The sequence below is a fragment of the Spirulina subsalsa FACHB-351 genome (assembly GCF_026130165.1).
GTDB lineage: Bacteria > Cyanobacteriota > Cyanobacteriia > Cyanobacteriales > Spirulinaceae > Spirulina_A > Spirulina_A subsalsa_A.
On sequence record NZ_JAIHOM010000044.1, the window covers coordinates 1 to 17,961 of the forward strand.

14 protein-coding genes and 1 pseudogene are annotated in these 17,961 nt (G+C 46.8%); 10 read left to right on the top strand and 5 right to left on the bottom strand.

Annotation, left to right across the window (positions count from 1 at the left end; translation table 11 throughout):
* Window positions 1–22 precede the first annotated feature (22 nt).
* The gene (locus K4A83_RS10630) at window positions 23–256 is read right to left on the bottom strand and encodes a hypothetical protein (RefSeq protein WP_265264509.1); all 234 of its coding nucleotides are present in this window, start codon (window positions 254–256) and stop codon (window positions 23–25) included.
* A gap of 151 nt (window positions 257–407) precedes the next feature.
* On the opposite strand from K4A83_RS10630, the gene K4A83_RS10635 reads away from it, so the two are divergent.
* From K4A83_RS10635 to K4A83_RS10645, 4 genes and pseudogenes are all read left to right on the top strand, one after another.
* Window positions 408–1,565, top strand: a complete 1,158-nt coding sequence (locus K4A83_RS10635) for an anhydro-N-acetylmuramic acid kinase (RefSeq protein ID WP_265264510.1) — start codon at window positions 408–410, stop codon at window positions 1,563–1,565.
* A 42-nt stretch (window positions 1,566–1,607) separates the two neighbouring features.
* Window positions 1,608–1,697, top strand: a pseudogene (locus K4A83_RS23150) (RNA-guided endonuclease InsQ/TnpB family protein); the annotation flags it as partial.
* Between the two features lie 289 nt (window positions 1,698–1,986).
* Window positions 1,987–2,436 (top strand): hypothetical protein, encoded by a 450-nt coding sequence (locus K4A83_RS10640; protein ID WP_017304637.1) that lies wholly within the window; start codon window positions 1,987–1,989, stop codon window positions 2,434–2,436.
* A 188-nt stretch (window positions 2,437–2,624) separates the two neighbouring features.
* Window positions 2,625–4,163, top strand: a complete 1,539-nt coding sequence (locus K4A83_RS10645; RefSeq protein ID WP_265264512.1) for a serine/threonine protein kinase — start codon at window positions 2,625–2,627, stop codon at window positions 4,161–4,163.
* A gap of 152 nt (window positions 4,164–4,315) precedes the next feature.
* Here the strand turns inward: K4A83_RS10645 and K4A83_RS10650 are convergent, their stop codons facing one another.
* Both K4A83_RS10650 and K4A83_RS10655 read right to left on the bottom strand, forming a co-directional pair.
* Window positions 4,316–4,780, bottom strand: a complete 465-nt coding sequence (locus K4A83_RS10650; protein ID WP_265264513.1) for a hypothetical protein — start codon at window positions 4,778–4,780, stop codon at window positions 4,316–4,318.
* 14 nt (window positions 4,781–4,794) lie between these two features.
* Window positions 4,795–6,138: an AAA family ATPase gene (locus tag K4A83_RS10655; protein ID WP_265264514.1), complete on the bottom strand. Its 1,344-nt coding sequence runs from the start codon at window positions 6,136–6,138 to the stop codon at window positions 4,795–4,797.
* A 209-nt stretch (window positions 6,139–6,347) separates the two neighbouring features.
* Between K4A83_RS10655 and K4A83_RS10660 the strand changes: the two genes are divergently transcribed.
* Window positions 6,348–8,402 carry an S-layer homology domain-containing protein gene (locus K4A83_RS10660; protein WP_265264515.1) on the top strand — a complete coding sequence of 685 codons (2,055 nt, stop codon included), beginning with the start codon at window positions 6,348–6,350 and terminating at the stop codon, window positions 8,400–8,402.
* A gap of 538 nt (window positions 8,403–8,940) precedes the next feature.
* Window positions 8,941–11,298, top strand: coding sequence for an ATP-dependent Clp protease ATP-binding subunit (locus K4A83_RS10665; RefSeq protein ID WP_265264516.1), 2,358 nt, complete (start codon window positions 8,941–8,943; stop codon window positions 11,296–11,298).
* 172 nt (window positions 11,299–11,470) lie between these two features.
* Here the strand turns inward: K4A83_RS10665 and K4A83_RS10670 are convergent, their stop codons facing one another.
* Complete coding sequence (locus tag K4A83_RS10670; RefSeq protein WP_265264518.1) at window positions 11,471–12,334, bottom strand: class I SAM-dependent methyltransferase; 864 nt, start codon at window positions 12,332–12,334, stop codon at window positions 11,471–11,473.
* A 240-nt stretch (window positions 12,335–12,574) separates the two neighbouring features.
* The gene (locus K4A83_RS10675) at window positions 12,575–13,681 is read right to left on the bottom strand and encodes a tetratricopeptide repeat protein (protein ID WP_265264519.1); all 1,107 of its coding nucleotides are present in this window, start codon (window positions 13,679–13,681) and stop codon (window positions 12,575–12,577) included.
* A gap of 104 nt (window positions 13,682–13,785) precedes the next feature.
* Here K4A83_RS10675 and K4A83_RS10680 point away from each other — a divergent pair, with 104 nt between their 5' ends.
* The 4 genes from K4A83_RS10680 (at window position 13,786) to K4A83_RS10695 (ending at window position 17,960) form a co-directional block, all read left to right on the top strand.
* Window positions 13,786–15,573, top strand: a complete 1,788-nt coding sequence (locus K4A83_RS10680; protein ID WP_265264520.1) for a TPM domain-containing protein — start codon at window positions 13,786–13,788, stop codon at window positions 15,571–15,573.
* Window positions 15,574–15,693: 120 nt separating this feature from the next.
* Window positions 15,694–16,740 carry a 23S rRNA (adenine(2503)-C(2))-methyltransferase RlmN gene (rlmN, locus tag K4A83_RS10685; RefSeq protein ID WP_265264521.1) on the top strand — a complete coding sequence of 349 codons (1,047 nt, stop codon included), beginning with the start codon at window positions 15,694–15,696 and terminating at the stop codon, window positions 16,738–16,740.
* Between the two features lie 136 nt (window positions 16,741–16,876).
* The gene (locus tag K4A83_RS10690) at window positions 16,877–17,113 is read left to right on the top strand and encodes a helix-turn-helix domain-containing protein (protein ID WP_265264522.1); all 237 of its coding nucleotides are present in this window, start codon (window positions 16,877–16,879) and stop codon (window positions 17,111–17,113) included.
* A 10-nt stretch (window positions 17,114–17,123) separates the two neighbouring features.
* Window positions 17,124–17,960: a Cfr10I/Bse634I family restriction endonuclease gene (locus tag K4A83_RS10695; RefSeq protein ID WP_265264523.1), complete on the top strand. Its 837-nt coding sequence runs from the start codon at window positions 17,124–17,126 to the stop codon at window positions 17,958–17,960.
* The last annotated feature ends 1 nt before the right edge of the window (window position 17,961 follow it).

Here is a 17,961-nt window from a genome sequence, read left to right on the forward strand (position 1 = left end):
TCGCGGTCGGACAGCCCGTGATTCAAAATGCTTTCGGAGACGTTCTGTCGGGGTCAATTTCTGATTGGCTAGACAAGAGTCTATGAGGAAAGAATCCACTCGCCTTTAGGCAGTGGAGTGTCAAATCGTATTCTGCGGGGTCTTCGTTCCGTTCTCGGAGCCAATCATGAACCTTCATTTCCACAAAAAAGGTTTGATTCTGCTCAAACATTCGAGTAATTTGCAGTCGCAGGGTGTAGGGATTGATAGGGGACATAGCGCAAAGAGGAATTGAGAACAACCTTGATTTTAACGATTCTCCCGAGAGGACGGGCAAAGAAACAACCTTGAAGTTTAACTTATCACTCACAAGGATTGGCGATCGCACCCTCACCCCGATATAATAGTTTATCTTTCCAAAATCCCCCATGAAAGTGATTGGCTTAATAAGCGGCACCTCCGTTGATGGCATTGATGCCGCCCTCGTAGACCTCACAGGCTCTGATTTTGACCTCAAGGTAGAATTTATTGCCGGAGCCACTTACCCCTACCCAGACGACCTGAGAGCGCAAATTCTGACCGTTGCCGGAGGGGGGGTGCTATCCATGCCAGAGTGGGCCGCCCTAGATGATGCGATCGCCCTGCAATTTGCCCAAGCCGCCCAGAAAATCCAAAAAGACCACAACTCAAGCGCCGCCCTCATTGGCTCCCACGGTCAAACCGTCTTCCACCGTCCCCCCCAACACCCCCAAGCCGCCACCCCCCTCGGCTACACCCTCCAACTGGGACGGGGCGACCTAATCAGCTACTACACCCGCATCCCCACCGTCAGCAACTTTCGCGCCGCCGACATCGCCGCCACCGGACAAGGCGCCCCCCTCGTCTCCCGCATCGATGCCTACCTCCTCAGCCACCCCCACCAGAAACGCTGTATCCAAAACCTCGGCGGCATCGGCAATGTCACCTATCTCCCCCCCCGAGAACAAACCCGTTGGGAAGAACAGATCATCGGCTGGGACACCGGCCCCGGCAACATCCTCATAGACCTCGCCGTACAGCAACTTACCCAAGGGCAACAGACCTATGATGCCGATGGAACCTGGGCCGCCCAAGGCACCCCCTGTTTAGAATTAGTCCAGCAATGGCTCCAGCAGGACTTTTTCCAACAAGCCCCCCCCAAATCCACCGGACGGGAACTCTTTGGCCGCGACTACCTCCAACAGTGCTGGCAAACCGCCCAAACCTACAGCCTCAGCGATGCCGACTGGCTAGCCACCCTCGCCGAATTAACCGCCGCCTCCGTCGCCCACAGTTATCAAACCTTCCTCCCCACCCGGCCCGATAGCGTCTTGATTTGTGGGGGAGGCAGTCGGAACAGCTACCTCAAACAACGATTACAAGCCCATCTTGCCCCCGCCACCCTCCTCACCACCGATGAACTGGGGTTAAACTCCGACTACAAAGAAGCGATCGCCTTTGCCATCCTCGCCTACTGGCGCTATGTGACCCAATGTCCCGGCAACCTACCCAGCGTCACCGGAGCAAGTCAAGCCCTACCCCTCGGTGATATGCACCCCGTTTATTAGAAAGAGGCAGTTTGAGGGAGCGATAAAACCCCGTCCTCAAAGATGAAAGCTAAAGGTTTTGGCTTCCCACGCTTTAAAAACAAGTATCGGATGCGTTCCTTTGTCTTCCCTCATTTGGGGAGGGAGTCAATAACAGCCCGTCAACTGTCTACAATCAACGCCAAACTTTGATAAGATGGATCAACAGAGGTCAACTCACAAGTTATTTCTTGGTTCAGTTTTTAGGGTGTATCGCCTTCGTCGGGACGTTTCCCACGGCATTCTGGTGTACTGCCCTCCAAACCAGATCCGATCTCTACACTTGGGAGCTTGCCCCATCCATGAAACATCCCATTCTCAACCCAGATCAGGGTCAATCTGAAGTGGGTCTAACTCAGAACACCGTCCCTCAATCTGACATCTCAAACTCAAGGATAAGACCGTGGCTCACACCTTTTTACTAGAGGAGGGGCGTTGGACTCTCCAAGGAAATTGGTTGGAGCGTGACAGCTTGCCAATTCCTTTGAAAGGAAAGACTATTATTGCTTGGAGCCAGGAAAATTGGTTCACTTGGGTGACAAAACTAATTTTTCCCGGTGGCGAGCGAGAAGAAATTGCATTTCAATATCGGGGTCGTCTAGAAGCTGGTGAACGTCAATATAATTTTGTTCTTCAGCAAAGTCTTTTAGGTCGAGTAGAAGGAGAAGGCTGGGTTGCACCAGAGTCCATTGTGCAGCGTTATATAGTCCTGAGTGATGATGATCGTCAACGGCGAAGTGGCTTTGAAACCCTCTATCGACTGGATGATAATACTTACTTCTTATCTAGTGGGATTATGACTGGGTATTCTTTAACCAGTACAATGGAGGCGATTTTACAGCGACAAGGTTAAGCCGTACCAATTGAGTGCTACAAATTGAGTCAAACGGTACAGTATAAAAGATAAAGAATTGAAAAATGAACCCTTGAAATAAAAAACTTGGTAAAACCGTCATTTTGCCCACCCAAATTGTAGGGACATTGATTAATTCTTTGGAAGTTTGAGCAGACAATTCTGTTCTCCGGAATTGGAGCCGAGTCATGACGAAAGACCCGAAAAATGCTCGTATAGCATCGGACCCCAATGAGGGGCGCGTGCTTGCGAATCGCTATCGCCTCGTTGAATTAGCAGGGAAAGGCGCGATGGGCCATGTCTATCGTGCCGAGGATATGTTGTTAGGCAATGTCACCGTAGCCGTTAAGTTTTTGGCGCAAACATTGCTTAATCAAAAAATGCGCGATCGCTTTGAACGAGAAGCGACCATTTGCGCACTATTAGCAGAAAAAAGTATTCATATCGTTAGGGTGCGGGATTATGGAGTAGATGAACATGGTGTTCCTTACTATGTCATGGAGTTTTTAGAAGGTGACAACCTCAGTGATATTATTAAAACTCAAACCATTAACCTCCCCCGTTTTTTAAGCATTGTTCGGCAAATTTGTCTAGGGTTAGATTGCGCCCACAAAGGCATTGTTTTTAAAAAAGAACCTAGTCAAATTATCCACCGTGATATTAAGCCCAGCAATATTCTATTAGTTGAAGATGTTACCCTGGGCGAATTAGTTAAAATCCTTGATTTTGGCATAGCCAAACTGGTAGAAGCGAACCGAGATCAGACCCATTCTTTCATGGGAACTTTAGCTTATTGTTCCCCCGAACAAATGGAAGGGAAAGAACTAGACAACCGTTCTGATATTTACAGCTTCGGGGTCATGATGTACGAAATGTTGACCAAAGATATGCCCCTGTTACCGGAAAATAATTCCTTTGGGGGATGGTATCGAGCGCATCATGAATTTTCCCCCGTTCCCTTCCCCCATGATCTCAAACTCCCAGTAGAGTTAGAGAAGCTGGTCATGTCTTGTCTGGCCAAACATCCCCAAGAAAGACCCCAAAATATGGCGGATATCTTGCGGGTGATTGAACCCCTTGAAAAGAGATTTGAGAATCGGGGTTCTCCAAGCACTCACCGGGCTAAAAATTCCGAAGAAAAAGAGTCTCCCACTCAATCTTCTTTAGAAGATTTATGTTTACAGATGCCTTGGCCAGAAAATAAACCCCGGCAAAAGATTGTTTTTCCCCGTTTATTGCGCACCAGTCAAGGCGTTTTTCCCACGTTGTGGAGTATGTTAGATCGTCAGGATATTCTGAATCGTCGTTTCAGTACCCGCTACAATCAGTTTCTGTTTTTGACTGCACCTCATCCGATGTTGTTATGGATTACGGTGCTTTATAACCGAGAATTTGGCCCCCGTTGGCTACCGTGTTATTTAGATTTAAAAACCCCGATGGGGCAGCGCACGACTCGTTTATTAGGAGAATCGGGCAGTTATCGGCTGTTATTTTTTGCCGTTGATGATCCGTCTAATAAGTGTCAGTATGTGATGCACTCGACGATTGATCCTGATCAATGTAAGCGTTTGCTCCATTGGGCGAACAATAGTCATGGCATGAGAGGAAGTAATCAATCCACCATGAGTAAAACCCTATTACGTCAAGAGTTTGAGAAGTTGAAACCGAAGATTTTAATTAAGTTGGAGTCGGTGAATACAGATCATTTGGATAATTTGCATTTGTAGGGAGTTAATTAGGACTTGCTGAATAACTCTGTTCGTGAGGTTAGGGAACAGGGAACAGGGGGGAGAGAAAGTCGGAAAAAGGCAAGCCTTTTTGATTTTTTCCCCCAAGGTCAATCCTTAAAATGCAGCATCCAGATTCCCGTTCAAAATTTTCAATGAGAACTGTAGCCTTGTAAATGCTGATCCAAAGACCAAATAAAAACCCGTTGATTAGGGATTTTTTCTCTTAATTTATACCATTCCTTAATAATCGATAAATCCGCCATTCCTGCCCCCTTCATAGCACTATCAGGAAACTCAGTGAGCCAGTCTTTAATCTCTTGTGTAGTCGGAACTTCGAGAACACGCCAAGGTGCTTTCCCTGTAATAGCCATCTGTACTTGTTGCACAAAAGTCTCCGCAAGTGTACGTCTTTTATTGCCGTCTAAATTCTCCCCCTTAGCGTTGGCAATATGATTTCCGGTTTCATAAATTACCGCCATTGGCAAGAGTAAGTTAGTATTACTTTCTAGGTAAGTTTTTAACTCTCTCATCACCTGATCTCGATTTTCATTGCGCTGGGGAATATCGAGAATATTGCAAAAAATAGAAGTATCTACAATGGCAACATCTGGCATAGTTATCTCATCACTTAACCATTTAAACTCGCGAACCAATCTAGAGCTTTTTTCCGTTTTTCTTCAGCACCGGGATATTCTTTAACAAATCGTTCTAATATCCCCGTTGTCATTAAATGTCCCACGGTTCCTTGAGCAATTAGTTCGGGATAATCTGGAATATTTTGTAACGTCACTAATTGACTTGAACCATCCGTTGGACTGCGATAACAAAAGACAGTATTAGGAATAGCAGAATCTGGAATGGCATCCAGTAATGCAGGGTTATGGGTGCTGATTAAAACTTTTAAACAGCGCTGGCAAGCCAGAAAAACAATTTTCTGTAACAGAGAGTTGACACGACTGGGATGTATTCCATTGTCGATTTCTTCAATCACAACTAAACTGTTCTGAGGTGCAGAACAAAGAACAGCAACAATCGCTAAAACTCGTAGTGTTCCATCCGATAACATGGTGACATCATAGGCCGTTTCTTCTCCCCCAAAGGTTTCTATCAGTTGTAACATGACTTCCCCCCTGGGGGTTTCAATAAACTGAATGTCCTTAATGTCTTGTTCCGGTAGGCTACAAATAAAATCTAAAATCTGGTCTTTAAAGTTAGATGGAGACAGATTAGGAGCTAAGGTAAGATCATAAGGTTTGCTGAAAATATTATAAATAACGCCGGATAAATTTTCTCCATTCTCCGCTAAAATCTTATCTGTTTTATGACTATAATTCCGCATTAAACTGGGTTCAGGTTGCAAAAAAATAATATGGTTTAAGATGTTGGCATATTTTTGCGCGGTTTTCGGAATTCTTTGACGACTTTTTTGGTTTTCTTCACGAAAGCGGATTTCGCTCAAAAGTTGGGTAAAAATAGCCATTTGACTACTACAAACAATCTTCGGTTTTTTTCCCCCTCTAGCAAAGTTATTGTAGGCAACATAAACATCACTGCCAGCCCCTTGAGGAGGACTAATTATTTCATATAATGGCACGTTAGAACCCGAATCTTTAATGGATTCTTGTTCAATATATAGTTCTCCGTCAGGGGTTACACTGACCTTAATTTCAAAAATTCCCCATGAATCAGGACGATCAACTGATTCGAGTTCACATCTTAACCTAAAACTTTGAGAACGCTGATAAAAAAGATCCTCTACCTGACCCCGAAAGGGTTGTTGCAGGCGGGAATTGTTTGGGGAATTGATGAACCCTAGACGTTCCCCTTGGGCAATTTTGGCTAAAAATCTTAAAGCCTCAATCAGGTTACTTTTTCCAGAGGCATTGGCCCCAATTAAAACGGTTAATTGAGAGAGTTTTAATGTACCGGAACGATAACTTTTAAAGTTTTCTAGGCTAACGCTGTTGATCATAATTGATACTGGCCCACTCTAGTCCCAGTTTAACTTGTAACTCTTCAGGTTCTCTGGTCTTGGGGCTGTTGAGCAAGGGTCAGGACTCTTGATGTGGGTTTGATCTACGTCTGGGAAGGGTTAGAGTATGATGGGCAAAAGGAAAAATTTTCCACCCCGACTGAGGGTTAGAATAATATATTTCCCTGACCTTACCTGAAAACTGTGTTATGACGACACTTTATGTCAACCCTGTAACGGGTCGAGATCAAGGCACTGGCAGCCAAAATGCCCCTTTTAAAACCCTCACCTATAGCCTCACCCAAGCTGGGAAAAATACTATTATTCGCCTGTCTCCGGGGACTTATGATGGGCAAAGTGGGGAGAAATTCCCCCTGATTATTCCCTCGGGGGTGATGGTGATTGGGCAGGAAAGTCAACAAGGAAAAGGGGTGATCCTCTCTGGGGGGGGTGTTTATCAAAGTCCCACGTTTCAACAACAAAATATTACGGTTTTACTCCAAGACCAAGCCCAGTTACGGGGGGTGACGGTGCGCAATGGTCAGGCGAAGGGGATCGGGATTTGGATTGAGTCTAGCGCCCCGACGGTGGCTCAAAATACGGTGACACAATGTCCCCTGGCGGGGATCTTTATCACGGGGACGGCTAAACCTGTGATTGCGGATAATCGCTTGGTGGAAATGCCTGCTAGTGGGATTTTCCTGCGACGGAATGCGAAGGGGGAAATTCGCCGCAATTTATGCGAAAAAACGGCCTATGGGATGACGGTGAGTGATGACAGCGCGCCCTTGTTGGCGGATAACCAGTTACGGGGAAATCGGGTGGGGATTTACCTCACCCATCGGGTGAAACCTGTGTTACGGCGCAATTTACTGGAGTTTAACGCTATGACGGGGTTAGTGGTGCGGGAACAGGCTAAACCGGATTTAGGCCATCCCCAAGACCCGGCGTTAAATATTTTACGGGAGAATGAGCAGGGGGATTTGAGTAATGAAACGACTCAGACGCTGGTTTCGGTGGGGAATCAGTTAAATCCGAGTCGGGTACAGGGTCGGGTGGATTTTGTGGCGGCACAGGTGGCGACGGTCGGAATGGGGCCGCTGGCGTTTCGGGATTTGGAACAACATTGGGGGGCGGATTTTATTCGGGTGTTGGCGGCCGGGGATTGGGTGCGGGGGTTTCCGGATGGGACGTTTCGACCGGAGGGGAAGTTAACGCGGGCGGAGTTTGCGGCGCTGTTGGCGAAGTGTTTTGATTTACCTCGTCAGTTGGGGACAAGGTTCACGTTTCCTGATGTGCCGGAGGGTTTTTGGGGGGCGGCGGCGATTGGGAAGGCGGCGGCGATGGGTTTTTTGGCGGGGTTTGGGGATGGGACTTTTCGGCCGCAAGCGAATTTAACTCGGATTCAGGCGTTGGTGGCGCTGGTGAATGGTTTGGGGCTAACGGGTGGGGCGTTGGATGGGTTGCTGTTATATCGCGATCGCACCCAAATCCCGAGCTATGGAAGTCAAGCGGTGGCTATTGCGACCCAAAAGCGCCTAGTGGTTAATTATCCCGACCTCAAGACTTTAAACCCCCAACGGGAGATCACCCGGGCGGAGGTGGCGGCTTTCCTCCATCAGGCGCTGGTGGTGACGGGGAAAACAACCGCCCTCATTTCCCCCTATATTGTGGAGGCGGATTTCTACCTGCCGTCTTTTACGGATATTGAGGGACATTGGGCGGAGGCGTTTATCCGACGTTTGGCCAGTTTGGACTGGATTAGTGGCTTTCCTGATGGTAGTTTCCGCCCCAATGACCCCATTAGTCGCGCTCAATATGCGGCTTTGTTAGTCCGGGTGTTTAACCCCCAACCCATGCGCCCCACAACCCAATTTCTCGACCTGTTGCCGGATTATTGGGGATGGGGGGCGATTCAACGGGCTTATCAAGGGGGCTTTTTATCGGGTTTTCCCGATGGGACGTTCCACCCGGAACAGCTTTTACGCCGGGTGCATCTGTTGGTGTCTTTAGTGAGTGGTTTGGGGCTACCTAGTGGGGATTTAAGTCGGCTGGAACGCTATGAGGATCAAGGGGAGATTCCTAGTTATGCGGGGAGTGCGATCGCCGCCGCCACAGAAGCGGGTTTTGTGGTCAACTACCCCCGAGTGACCCACTTAAACCCCAAACAGGAAGCCACCCGAGGGGAAGCGGTGGCGATGGTCTATCAAGCGTTGGTTTATCAAGGCAAGGTGAGTCCTATTGATTCTGAGTATGTGGTGTGAACACTACATCTCACAAAACCGAAGTTTTGCCGGGTTGTCTTATCTTCCCTCCCTCACTGGCAGGAAGGGGACGGATAGCAACAATTTTGTTCAATTGACCTGTCTTGCCCATTAAGTTCATTAATCTTAATGAACTTAAATGAACTTATTTAGGGTTTAGTAAAGTTCTTGTTTTTCCCCCTGACCGAATTTCCCAGCTGAGTCCTTCCGGTACACTATTAAGTAAGAGGAAAATGAAAATAATAGAAATTGAGGGGTGATCATTGGTAGTTGTTAATGGGGAATTGTAGAATTAAAGGGAAAGGAGTTATGGGGAAACTCTGGAGTCGTTGCCGAGATTGCTTTGGGGTATTACCCCCCTACCCCTCATCTCCCGGATCTGATGGCGATCGCTGCGCTCAGACTCCCGTTAAATGTTAGTGGATTCCCCCATCTGGGTACGGAATATACCCCTACGAAACTTGTATCCTGAATCGATAGAGTAGAGAAAGAAAGTCAAAAGTAGTCAGTCCACCGTCCATTAATCACTGCCGCCATTATGTTTGAACATTTTATTGACACTGCCATTAAAGCTGTAATGCTTGCCCAAGAAGAAGCCCGACGTACCGGACATAATCTGGTGGGAACGGAACAGTTGCTCTTGGGCCTGATTGGGGAAGGAACCGCGCTGGCATCTCAAGTGCTGAGAACTCTAGGCCTGACCCTAAAAGATACTCGGCAGGCGGTGGATGGCTTAATCGGCCGCGGTCCAGGCTATGCGCCTTCAAATATTCCCTTTACGCCCAAGGCGAAACAGGTGTTTGAGCAGTCCTTTGAGGAAGCGCGCCAACTGGGACATACCTACATCGGTACGGAGCATTTGCTGCTGGCGATTGTTAAAGAACAGGATAGTGTGGCGGCTAAGGTTTTGGAGAAGTTGGGGATTAATCCCCTGCAAATTCGCACTGAAATCATCCGCCGTTTAGGGGAAACGGCAACCTCTAGCGCCCCCTCGATGGGGAGTCGGCAAGAGGGGTCTATTTTTGGCGGTATGGCTCCGATGTCTAAGCCCAAATTAGAGGAGTTCAGCACCAACTTGACCCAATTAGCCGAAGCGGGGAAATTAGACCCGATGGTGGGGCGAGAACGGGAGTTGGAGCGCACGATTCAGATTCTAGGGCGGCGGACGAAAAATAACCCGGTGCTGGTGGGAGAGCCGGGGGTGGGGAAAACGGCGATCGCGGAAGGACTCGCTCAACGCATTGTGAATAACGATGTGCCGGACTTGGTGCAAGGAAAACAAGTGATTGCGCTGGATATGGGGGCGCTGATTGCGGGGACTCGCTTCCGGGGTGAATTTGAGGAACGGCTCAAGTCCATCATTCAAGAAGTGAAACAGGTGGGCAATATTATCCTCGTGATTGACGAAATTCATAATCTGGTGGGAGCCGGGGCTATTGGGGGCAGTGTGGACGCGGCCAGTATGTTAAAACCCGCCCTGGCTCGGGGTGAAATGCAGTGTCTTGGGACTACGACGCTGGATGAGTACCGCAAACACATTGAACGAGATGCGGCTCTAGAACGGCGTTTTCAGCCCGTGACGATTGATGAGCCTTCGGTGAGTGAGACGATTGAGATTTTGTTTGGCTTGCGATCGCGCTATGAAGAACACCACAAAGTCGCGATCTCTAACGCGGCCCTCGTCGCGGCTGCCCAGTTCTCGGACCGGTATATTAGCGATCGCTTCCTACCGGACAAAGCCATTGACCTAATCGATGAAGCGGGATCTCGTGTTCATGTGCGAGACTCCATTGAGAAAAAACTACACCCCGAAGCCAACACTTTACCCACCCCCATTGTCAACGAGGAAGAAATTGCCGAAATTGTCGCCTCTTGGACAGGGGTTCCAGTGCATAAACTGACTCAGCCGGAGTCGGAAATGCTCCTACACCTCGAAGCCCGCTTACACGAGCGCCTGATTGGTCAAAATGATGCCGTCAGTGCTGTGGCCCGGGCTATTCGTCGGGCGAGAGTGGGCATGAAAGACCCCAAACGTCCCATCGCTAGTTTCGTCTTCTCGGGGCCGACGGGAGTAGGGAAAACCGAACTCACCAAAGCCTTGGCTCAATTCCTGTTTGGGGACTCAGATTCTATGATTCGGGTGGATATGTCGGAGTTTATGGAGTCCCATACTATCTCGAAACTGATTGGTTCTCCTCCCGGTTATATTGGCTATGATGAAGGGGGACAACTGACGGAAGCGGTACGACGGAAACCCTACACGGTCATCTTGTTTGACGAAATTGAAAAAGCTCATCCCGATGTGTTCAATGTCCTGCTGCAACTGTTGGACGAAGGGCGTTTAACGGACTCTCAAGGCCGGGTGGTGGACTTTAAAAATACTTTAATCATCATGACCTCTAATATTGGGTCAAAAGTGATTGAAAAGGGCGGCAGTGGCTTAGGATTTGACCTAGCTGACAATGACAGTGAAGCGCAATATCAGCAACTGCGGACGAAGGTCATGGACGAAATGAAAAATTATTTCCGACCTGAATTTCTCAATCGTTTAGATGAAATTATCGTCTTCCGACAATTGACCCAAGATGAGGTTAAGCAGATTGCAGATATTTTATTACGGGAAGTGTGCGATCGCCTGCTAGAACAGCATGACCTCCCCCTACAAGTCACCGAAGCCTTTAAAGATTTAGTCGCCAACGTCGGCTACAATCCCAGCCAAGGAGCAAGGCCTCTCCGTCGTGCCATTATGAACTTGTTAGAGGACAGTCTGGCGGAAGCTATCCTCACAGGTCAACTCCTGCCCAAAGAAACTGTCATCGCCGATGTAGACGATGATGGCAACGTGAAAGTCTTATCCGCCTCTCAAAGAGGACGACTCTTGCAAGCGGTGGGGTAGTCAAGGTCAGGGAATAGGGAATAGGGAATAGGGAATAGGGAATAGGGAATAGGGAATAGGTAATCGGAAATAATTATCAATTGTCAATTGTCAATTATCAATTATCAATTCCCTGCTCCCCTGCTCCCCTGCTCCCCTGCTCCCCGACACCCGCCCAAGAGCAATGGGAGCGTCATTGAAAAGTGGGCTTTTGATAGGCGAGAATCATATATTTCACCAACCAAAGACGACTTACTAAAGCAATCGTCAAGGTTTCTGCGAAAGCGGGGAGTTGTGACCAGTCATAACCGTTCCGAGCGCCAAACTTGAGTAAAAAATCATAGGTGGGAAGGGTATTCTCTGTAATATCCCGTTCAATATGGGTCTGAAATCCTACCTCGGCCGCCAAGCGTTGATAGTCCTCTAGAGCATAGGTGACATCAGAACGCCCATAAAAGCCACTATTTTGTAAACTATTTTGTAATTGGGCTTGTAAGGCAATGAGAGGCACAAACCAACCTTGCGGCACAAAATCTGATAGGGCTAAATACCCCCCCGGTTTTAAGACCCGGAAGGCCTCCCGGAAAAATTGCCCTCGGTCTGGGAAGTGAAAAATACATTCTACGGCTAACACCCGGTCAAAAGAAGCATCGGGAAAAGGCAGTTGACAAGCGTTCCCCTCAACCCAGTGAATGTGATTGTTGCCTTGGGCGATGACTTTTTGTTGGGCTTGTTCCAACTGGCGCTCATCAATATTTAACCCCGTGAGGGTCATATTCTGAAAGTTTTCGTTCAGACTGGCCACGGTGCCGCCGAAACCACATCCGGCATCTAAGAGGCTTTGTCCATCCTGCACTAGGGCGGCGGTGTAAATTTCGTGGGTTAGTTGTTCAGCCGCTTGACAAAAGTCCTCTACTGTGTTATGGGCATGACTGGGGTCTGCCCAATATCCCCAGTGAACATGACGACCAAAAGCTTGCTCAAGGTCACGGTCGCCGTCGGCAAAGCCTCGGAGGATTAAATCAAAGTAGGGGAGATTAATCTCAAGTTGGGTCATAGTTAATCAATGTTGAAAGTGGTTTCAAACAGGAGGTCATTTGTGCTATACCCCACCCCCCTTTCTCTTCATGCTACCCAAAAGGAGAATCTCCTGCTCTAGTTGAATAGAAAACTGAGGAGGTTTGTAACAAATTGTTGCAAAGTATTGGTATGATAGACGGAAGCTAAGGGAAAAACCATGAGCATCGTAAGTTTGGGGAGGGTCTGCCCCACTTTTCTTTCCTTAGTGCAACACTCTTTAGGAAGAAGTTAGGCGATCGCGCCAAAAGACCAAACCACTGTAAAGTTGAAAGGCGGCATCCCAAACACTGGGTTGTCGTCGTTCTAGTCGGACGTGGGCAGGAATGCGCTGTAACATTTCTGGGAAACCTGTGGCACTGTCGGCAAAGGTGCTGAAGTCTGACCAGAGAGGAATATCCGGCAGTTGTTGATCTAAAAAGGCAGTCAGTTGTTTCCAGTGTTGGCTGACGGTTTCTTGTTCTAAGGCATGATGGGGGGCGTTTTCCGGGGAAGTTTCTAGATTAATCCCTTTGCGAAATTGATAATTGCGATCGCAGAATCTCAAAATACAATGGCGACTGGGAATATGGAGATCACAAAAGGGGACATAATCTTGAGTCTGGGTTTTCCGCTTTAAATTCCGTTTAGCATCAAACACCACCACCGATTCAAACAGAGGAATTCGCCCGTCCACTCGTTGCCGCACTTCAGACCAGTCAAAGGTAAAATTCCCCTCCTGCTCTTCCTTATTTTGACAACGAACCACCACCGATTGATCCACCGTTTGAAAATAATGTACCTCCAACACCTGCATCAATTCCAAACGATTCAACGCGAGGGCAAAACAGGGAATGTGAGCCTTTTGCAAACAGCCCACATAGTATTCTAGTTCGCCCATTAAACCCGTGCGATATAAACGCCAGCCACGACTGGGAATCTGTAAACGGGCGGTATAGGCATCGGTGTTAATAATTTTGGCAAAGGATTCCGCCACCGTTGATTTTAATTCCGAGGGGACAGGTTCAAGGATTAAAACCCCTAAATCCTCGCCACCGGGGGCTGATTTGGCTTGGTCTAGAGCGGCCTGTTTTTCTTGTTGTGCGATCGCCTCCAAACGCTCTAATCCCTGACGAATTTGGGCAATCAGTTTAAAATTCGACGTTTTCGGCAACAAATAGCGATAAATCTTCTCAGCCATCTCTCGTCGTCCCGTTGCCTCCTGCACCCGTCCCACATAAAACCGCACCCACAGATTATCCGATTCTTTTTCCATCAAGGGCTTTAATAATTGTGTTGCCCGCTTATAGTCTTGACGCTCGATTGCTTCCGCCACTTCTTTGAGCATAATTCCCTAACAGTCTTAGACCTTGCGCTACTCCCCCATTTTATCGCTGGAATTGGTAGCCTTAAAACGCAGTAGAAAATATTCTCTACATTCTGACTGAAACCATGATCTATCACCAACACCCCCTTAAAACCTTATTCGCCCTGATTATCGTCACCCTTGGCCTTATCCTACAACCCGGTTGGAGTTATGCCCTCACCCCCGACCAAGTGCCGAATCCCTACCAACTATCTGATGGCTGGGTGACAGATATGGCCGATGTCCTTGATAGCACCACAGAACACCAATTAAATCAAATTATTTCCGACCTCGAAGCAAAAAACGGCGCAGAAATTGTCATCGTAACCGTGCCGCAAATTAATCAAGACCTCACCCCCAAACAATTCACCACAGAATTATTTAACCTTTGGGGCATTGGGAAAGCAGGTCAAGACAACGGCATTTTATTTTTAACCTCCGTGGGAGATCGAGCCGTTGAAATTGAAACAGGGTATGGCATAGAAGGCATTCTTCCCGATGGTAGAGTGGGGCGAATTTTAGATAATCATGTTGTGCCTTACTTCCAAAATGATGATTTTAGTAACGGCATTTTAGCCGGAACTCAAGCCTTAATTCAAGTCGTACAGAATGAAACCTTTGACCCCAATTTATCCCCAGCCGCCAATGTCCCTAATCTTCTCTGGATTTTTACAGGAATTACGGCTTTCTTTGCCTATCCCTTTTATCAATTAGCCCGGAATAAAACACAAGAACCCCTTTTAGTCAAGCCCGGAGATTATGAAAAAATCAAAGGCTTTGACCCCAGTGAGAAACTCATTTATGTAGGGTTACGAGTGAGTGCATTTTTCATCTTGTTTACCCTAACCGCCATTCCCTTAATCCTAACCTTGTATGCTTCCCCTAACCTAGCCCTATTATCTGGGGTGACTATTATCCTCTTACTGTTCCTCTTCTTACTCTATAAATCCAATACCCTCACAGCAATCCTACAAACCCTCAAAACTAGCGACTCCTCAACCCAGTCAGTGTTTGTGATTCTCTCAGCTATTTGTGGGGGGGTGATTATCTTCTTCCTCTTATATTTAGATTTCCACTTAATCGGTGACATTTTAGCTCTAAGTCTATTGGGAATGATCTTACCCCGCTATCAACGTTTAAGTACATCAATCCCGACTATTTTTCTGGCTATTTTTGGCAGCTTAACCTTTTTCTTCTTTTGGACATTATATTATAACGAAGTGTGGGGATATGTGCCGACATTATTGGGAGCATTAAGTGACAGTTTAGGACGAATTACAGCCGGAGTAATTGTCAGTATTTTCATCAGTGGGTTAGGGTGTTTTCCCATTGCTCATTACCTCTTGAAATGGCAATTTAAAGCCGAGGAAAAACGGCATAACTTACGCCCCATTTGTAATGCTCAATCTCAAGTTCCTATGGAATCCCTAAATGAGGAAACAGTTCAATCGATTTTAAGCGAACATCAAAAAGTCGCCCAGAATTTGGGAAATATTCGGTTTGAGGGTTGGTGGACCCCTGAAAATCGCCCTGTTGCTCGTGAAGATGTGTATTTGCGAGGGTATGTTCAACTGAAAGGTTGGTTGGGTTATGGGGGGTATTTAGAATGTCCCGTCGGACAGGAATTAACGGTTTCTAAAAAATCGAAACAGCTTAAACGACCAACACAAACAAGTACCGGATTGAGACGTATCACGGAGTCCTGTCAATGTTGTGACTACATCAAAGAATATGAGGAGGCGATTCCTCGTCTGTCTTCTTCTTCCTCTTCTTCCGGTCGTCGTAGTAGCGGCAGCAAAGGCCGGAGTTCTAGTAGTGGTGGCAGTCGTGGAGGAGGCCGGAGTGGTGGCGGTGGTGCGGGGAGAAGGTTTTAACTGATGGGGGGATACCTACAGGCAGAAGTCCGGCTTGCTAAGGCTTGTAGAATCGTGAACTACCCTAGGTTTTCGTGCTACTTTTAAGAGGAACATGGCACTTCATCCCGTTTAAGCATCGTGACTATTTCCTCCCCCCCCCTCGCCCCTCCTGACGTTTTACTGGGTCAATCTTTAGCTGAATTAACCCATTGGGTTGAGTCCCAAGGTCAACCTCGTTATCGGGGGAAACAGTTGCACCAATGGCTATATCAAAAAGGGGCCCATTCTCTGGCTGAAATTTCCGTGTTTCCCAAAGCTTGGCGGGAGGCCCAGGAAAACGTCACCATTGGCCGTTCTACGGTGCATTATCGCACGGTGGCCCCTGATGGTACCCGGAAGTACCTGTTACGCTTGGCAGACGGTTTAATCATTGAAAGTGTGGGCATTCCCAGCGCCAAACGTCTAACGGTTTGTGTGTCCTCTCAGGTGGGTTGTCCGATGGCCTGTGATTTTTGTGCCACTGGGAAGGGGGGATTTACACGAAATCTCCACCCCCATGAAATTGTCGATCAGGTGTTAACGGTACAGGAGGATTTTCAGCAACGGGTGAGTCATGTGGTGTTTATGGGGATGGGGGAACCGTTACTTAATTTAGAGGCTGTGGTGACGGCGCTGAGGGTATTAAACCATGATGTAGGCATTGGACAGCGATCGCTCACCGTTTCCACTGTCGGCCTCCCTAAACGCATCCTTCAATTAGCCGAACATCAGTTACAAGTCACCTTTGCCGTCAGTCTCCATGCCTCTAATCAACAGTTACGAGAAAAACTCATCCCCAGCGCCCAACATTACACCCTAGAGCAACTGATGGCCGACTGTCGCCAATATGTGCAAATCACCGGCCGACGAGTGACATTTGAATATATCTTATTAGCTGGTCTAAACGATTTACCCCAACACGCGGCCGAGTTAGCGCAACATTTACGGGGTTTCCAAACCCATGTTAATCTCATCCCCTACAATCCCATTTCTGAGGTCGATTATCAACGCCCCAGCAAGGAGCGAATTGAACAGTTTATGCAGGAGTTAAAGCGTCATAATATCGCCGTCAGTGTGCGTTATTCCCGAGGATTAGAAGCCGATGCCGCTTGTGGTCAATTGCGAGCAAGTCGGGCTGGTGCTTGAGGGGGTTAATCTAGGGGTGGGTTCAGTCCAGAAATTCTCACGGATTAAGGATTCATGCTGCAATCTCCTAGACTAAAAGCTTATGTCACTTATAGTCTGTAGAAAACGGCTAAAAATATAGTCTAAGATTGTCCGCGTGAGCAAAAAAGACATAAAAAAACGCTTTGGATTAGCAATTAAACACCGTCGCCAAGAACTAGAACTCTCTCAAGAAGAACTTGCATTCCGGTCGGGTCTTCATAGAACCTATATATCAGATATTGAAAGAGGTTTTCGCAACCCTTCCTTAGAGAATATTCAAAAGTTGGCATTTGCTCTGAACATATCAATGTCTGATTTATTTGCAAACTATGGTGTTGAGAGTGACGAATAGGACTGATCCATTGCAGTGGTTTAGCACTAGATCAGGTCAGAACGTAGCAACTAATAGTATAAAGGTTTACCAAGATTTATCTCGACAAATTATAAATCATATTAATAAAGGCATTTCGATTCCTGATGTTCTTTTGCAAATTGAACACCTTGTTAAAGAAGAATGTCAAAAACAATACAAATTAAACCCAACAGTGGGTTCACTGAATAATTCAAAAGGTCGATGGAACGAGCTTATTACTACAAGTTTACTGTCAAAAATAGTGGTAGAAACCAATAGTATAAGTCAACAAAATGGTCGATCTATGGTGGTATTCTCGCTCCCTAAAGCAGACACCTATCAAAAAATACCATCTGTTTTTTTGACTTTATTTAAAAAAACAGAATTGCAAAAACTTCAAACACAAAATATATTTTTTTCTAGCCCTGATTACATTATTGCCTTTTTGAATCATGATCCAACACAGTTTAGGGATATACAAAATCTTCTAACTCAACAATCTTATGATCCCAATTCGTTCAATATGTTTAATTATTTTAAAGGCTCTCTTGAGTTTCAGCAAGTTCGAGCCATCATTTCATTAAAAACATCAAATCGTCCAGACAGAAGATATCAGCCTTTATTTGAAGCAGCAATGATTAAAGCAATCAAGTGTTATTTACAGGTAAACTGGCAATATTATATGGTTTGTAGTGAGATAACTTTATCAGATCACAAAATGTTTCAAGAAGCGATCGCACCTCATTCTATTATAACCCAAAAGGAGGAGTTGTTAGTAGATGGGACTTACACCTATAACAAAAAAGCAGATTTAGTTAGATTAGTAAACTCAGTTTTTATGGGATAAA

What these genes read in the sequence shown, in the direction of transcription:
- K4A83_RS10630 (WP_265264509.1), bottom strand. Translation starts at nt 256, where the DNA reads ATGTCCCCTATCAATCCCTACACCCTGCGACTGCAAATTACTCGAATG.
- K4A83_RS10635 (WP_265264510.1), top strand. Translation starts at nt 408, where the DNA reads ATGAAAGTGATTGGCTTAATAAGCGGCACCTCCGTTGATGGCATTGAT.
- K4A83_RS10645 (WP_265264512.1), top strand. Translation starts at nt 2,625, where the DNA reads ATGACGAAAGACCCGAAAAATGCTCGTATAGCATCGGACCCCAATGAG.
- K4A83_RS10650 (WP_265264513.1), bottom strand. Translation starts at nt 4,780, where the DNA reads ATGCCAGATGTTGCCATTGTAGATACTTCTATTTTTTGCAATATTCTC.
- K4A83_RS10655 (WP_265264514.1), bottom strand. Translation starts at nt 6,138, where the DNA reads ATGATCAACAGCGTTAGCCTAGAAAACTTTAAAAGTTATCGTTCCGGT.
- K4A83_RS10660 (WP_265264515.1), top strand. Translation starts at nt 6,348, where the DNA reads ATGACGACACTTTATGTCAACCCTGTAACGGGTCGAGATCAAGGCACT.
- K4A83_RS10665 (WP_265264516.1), top strand. Translation starts at nt 8,941, where the DNA reads ATGTTTGAACATTTTATTGACACTGCCATTAAAGCTGTAATGCTTGCC.
- K4A83_RS10670 (WP_265264518.1), bottom strand. Translation starts at nt 12,334, where the DNA reads ATGACCCAACTTGAGATTAATCTCCCCTACTTTGATTTAATCCTCCGA.
- K4A83_RS10675 (WP_265264519.1), bottom strand. Translation starts at nt 13,681, where the DNA reads ATGCTCAAAGAAGTGGCGGAAGCAATCGAGCGTCAAGACTATAAGCGG.
- K4A83_RS10680 (WP_265264520.1), top strand. Translation starts at nt 13,786, where the DNA reads ATGATCTATCACCAACACCCCCTTAAAACCTTATTCGCCCTGATTATC.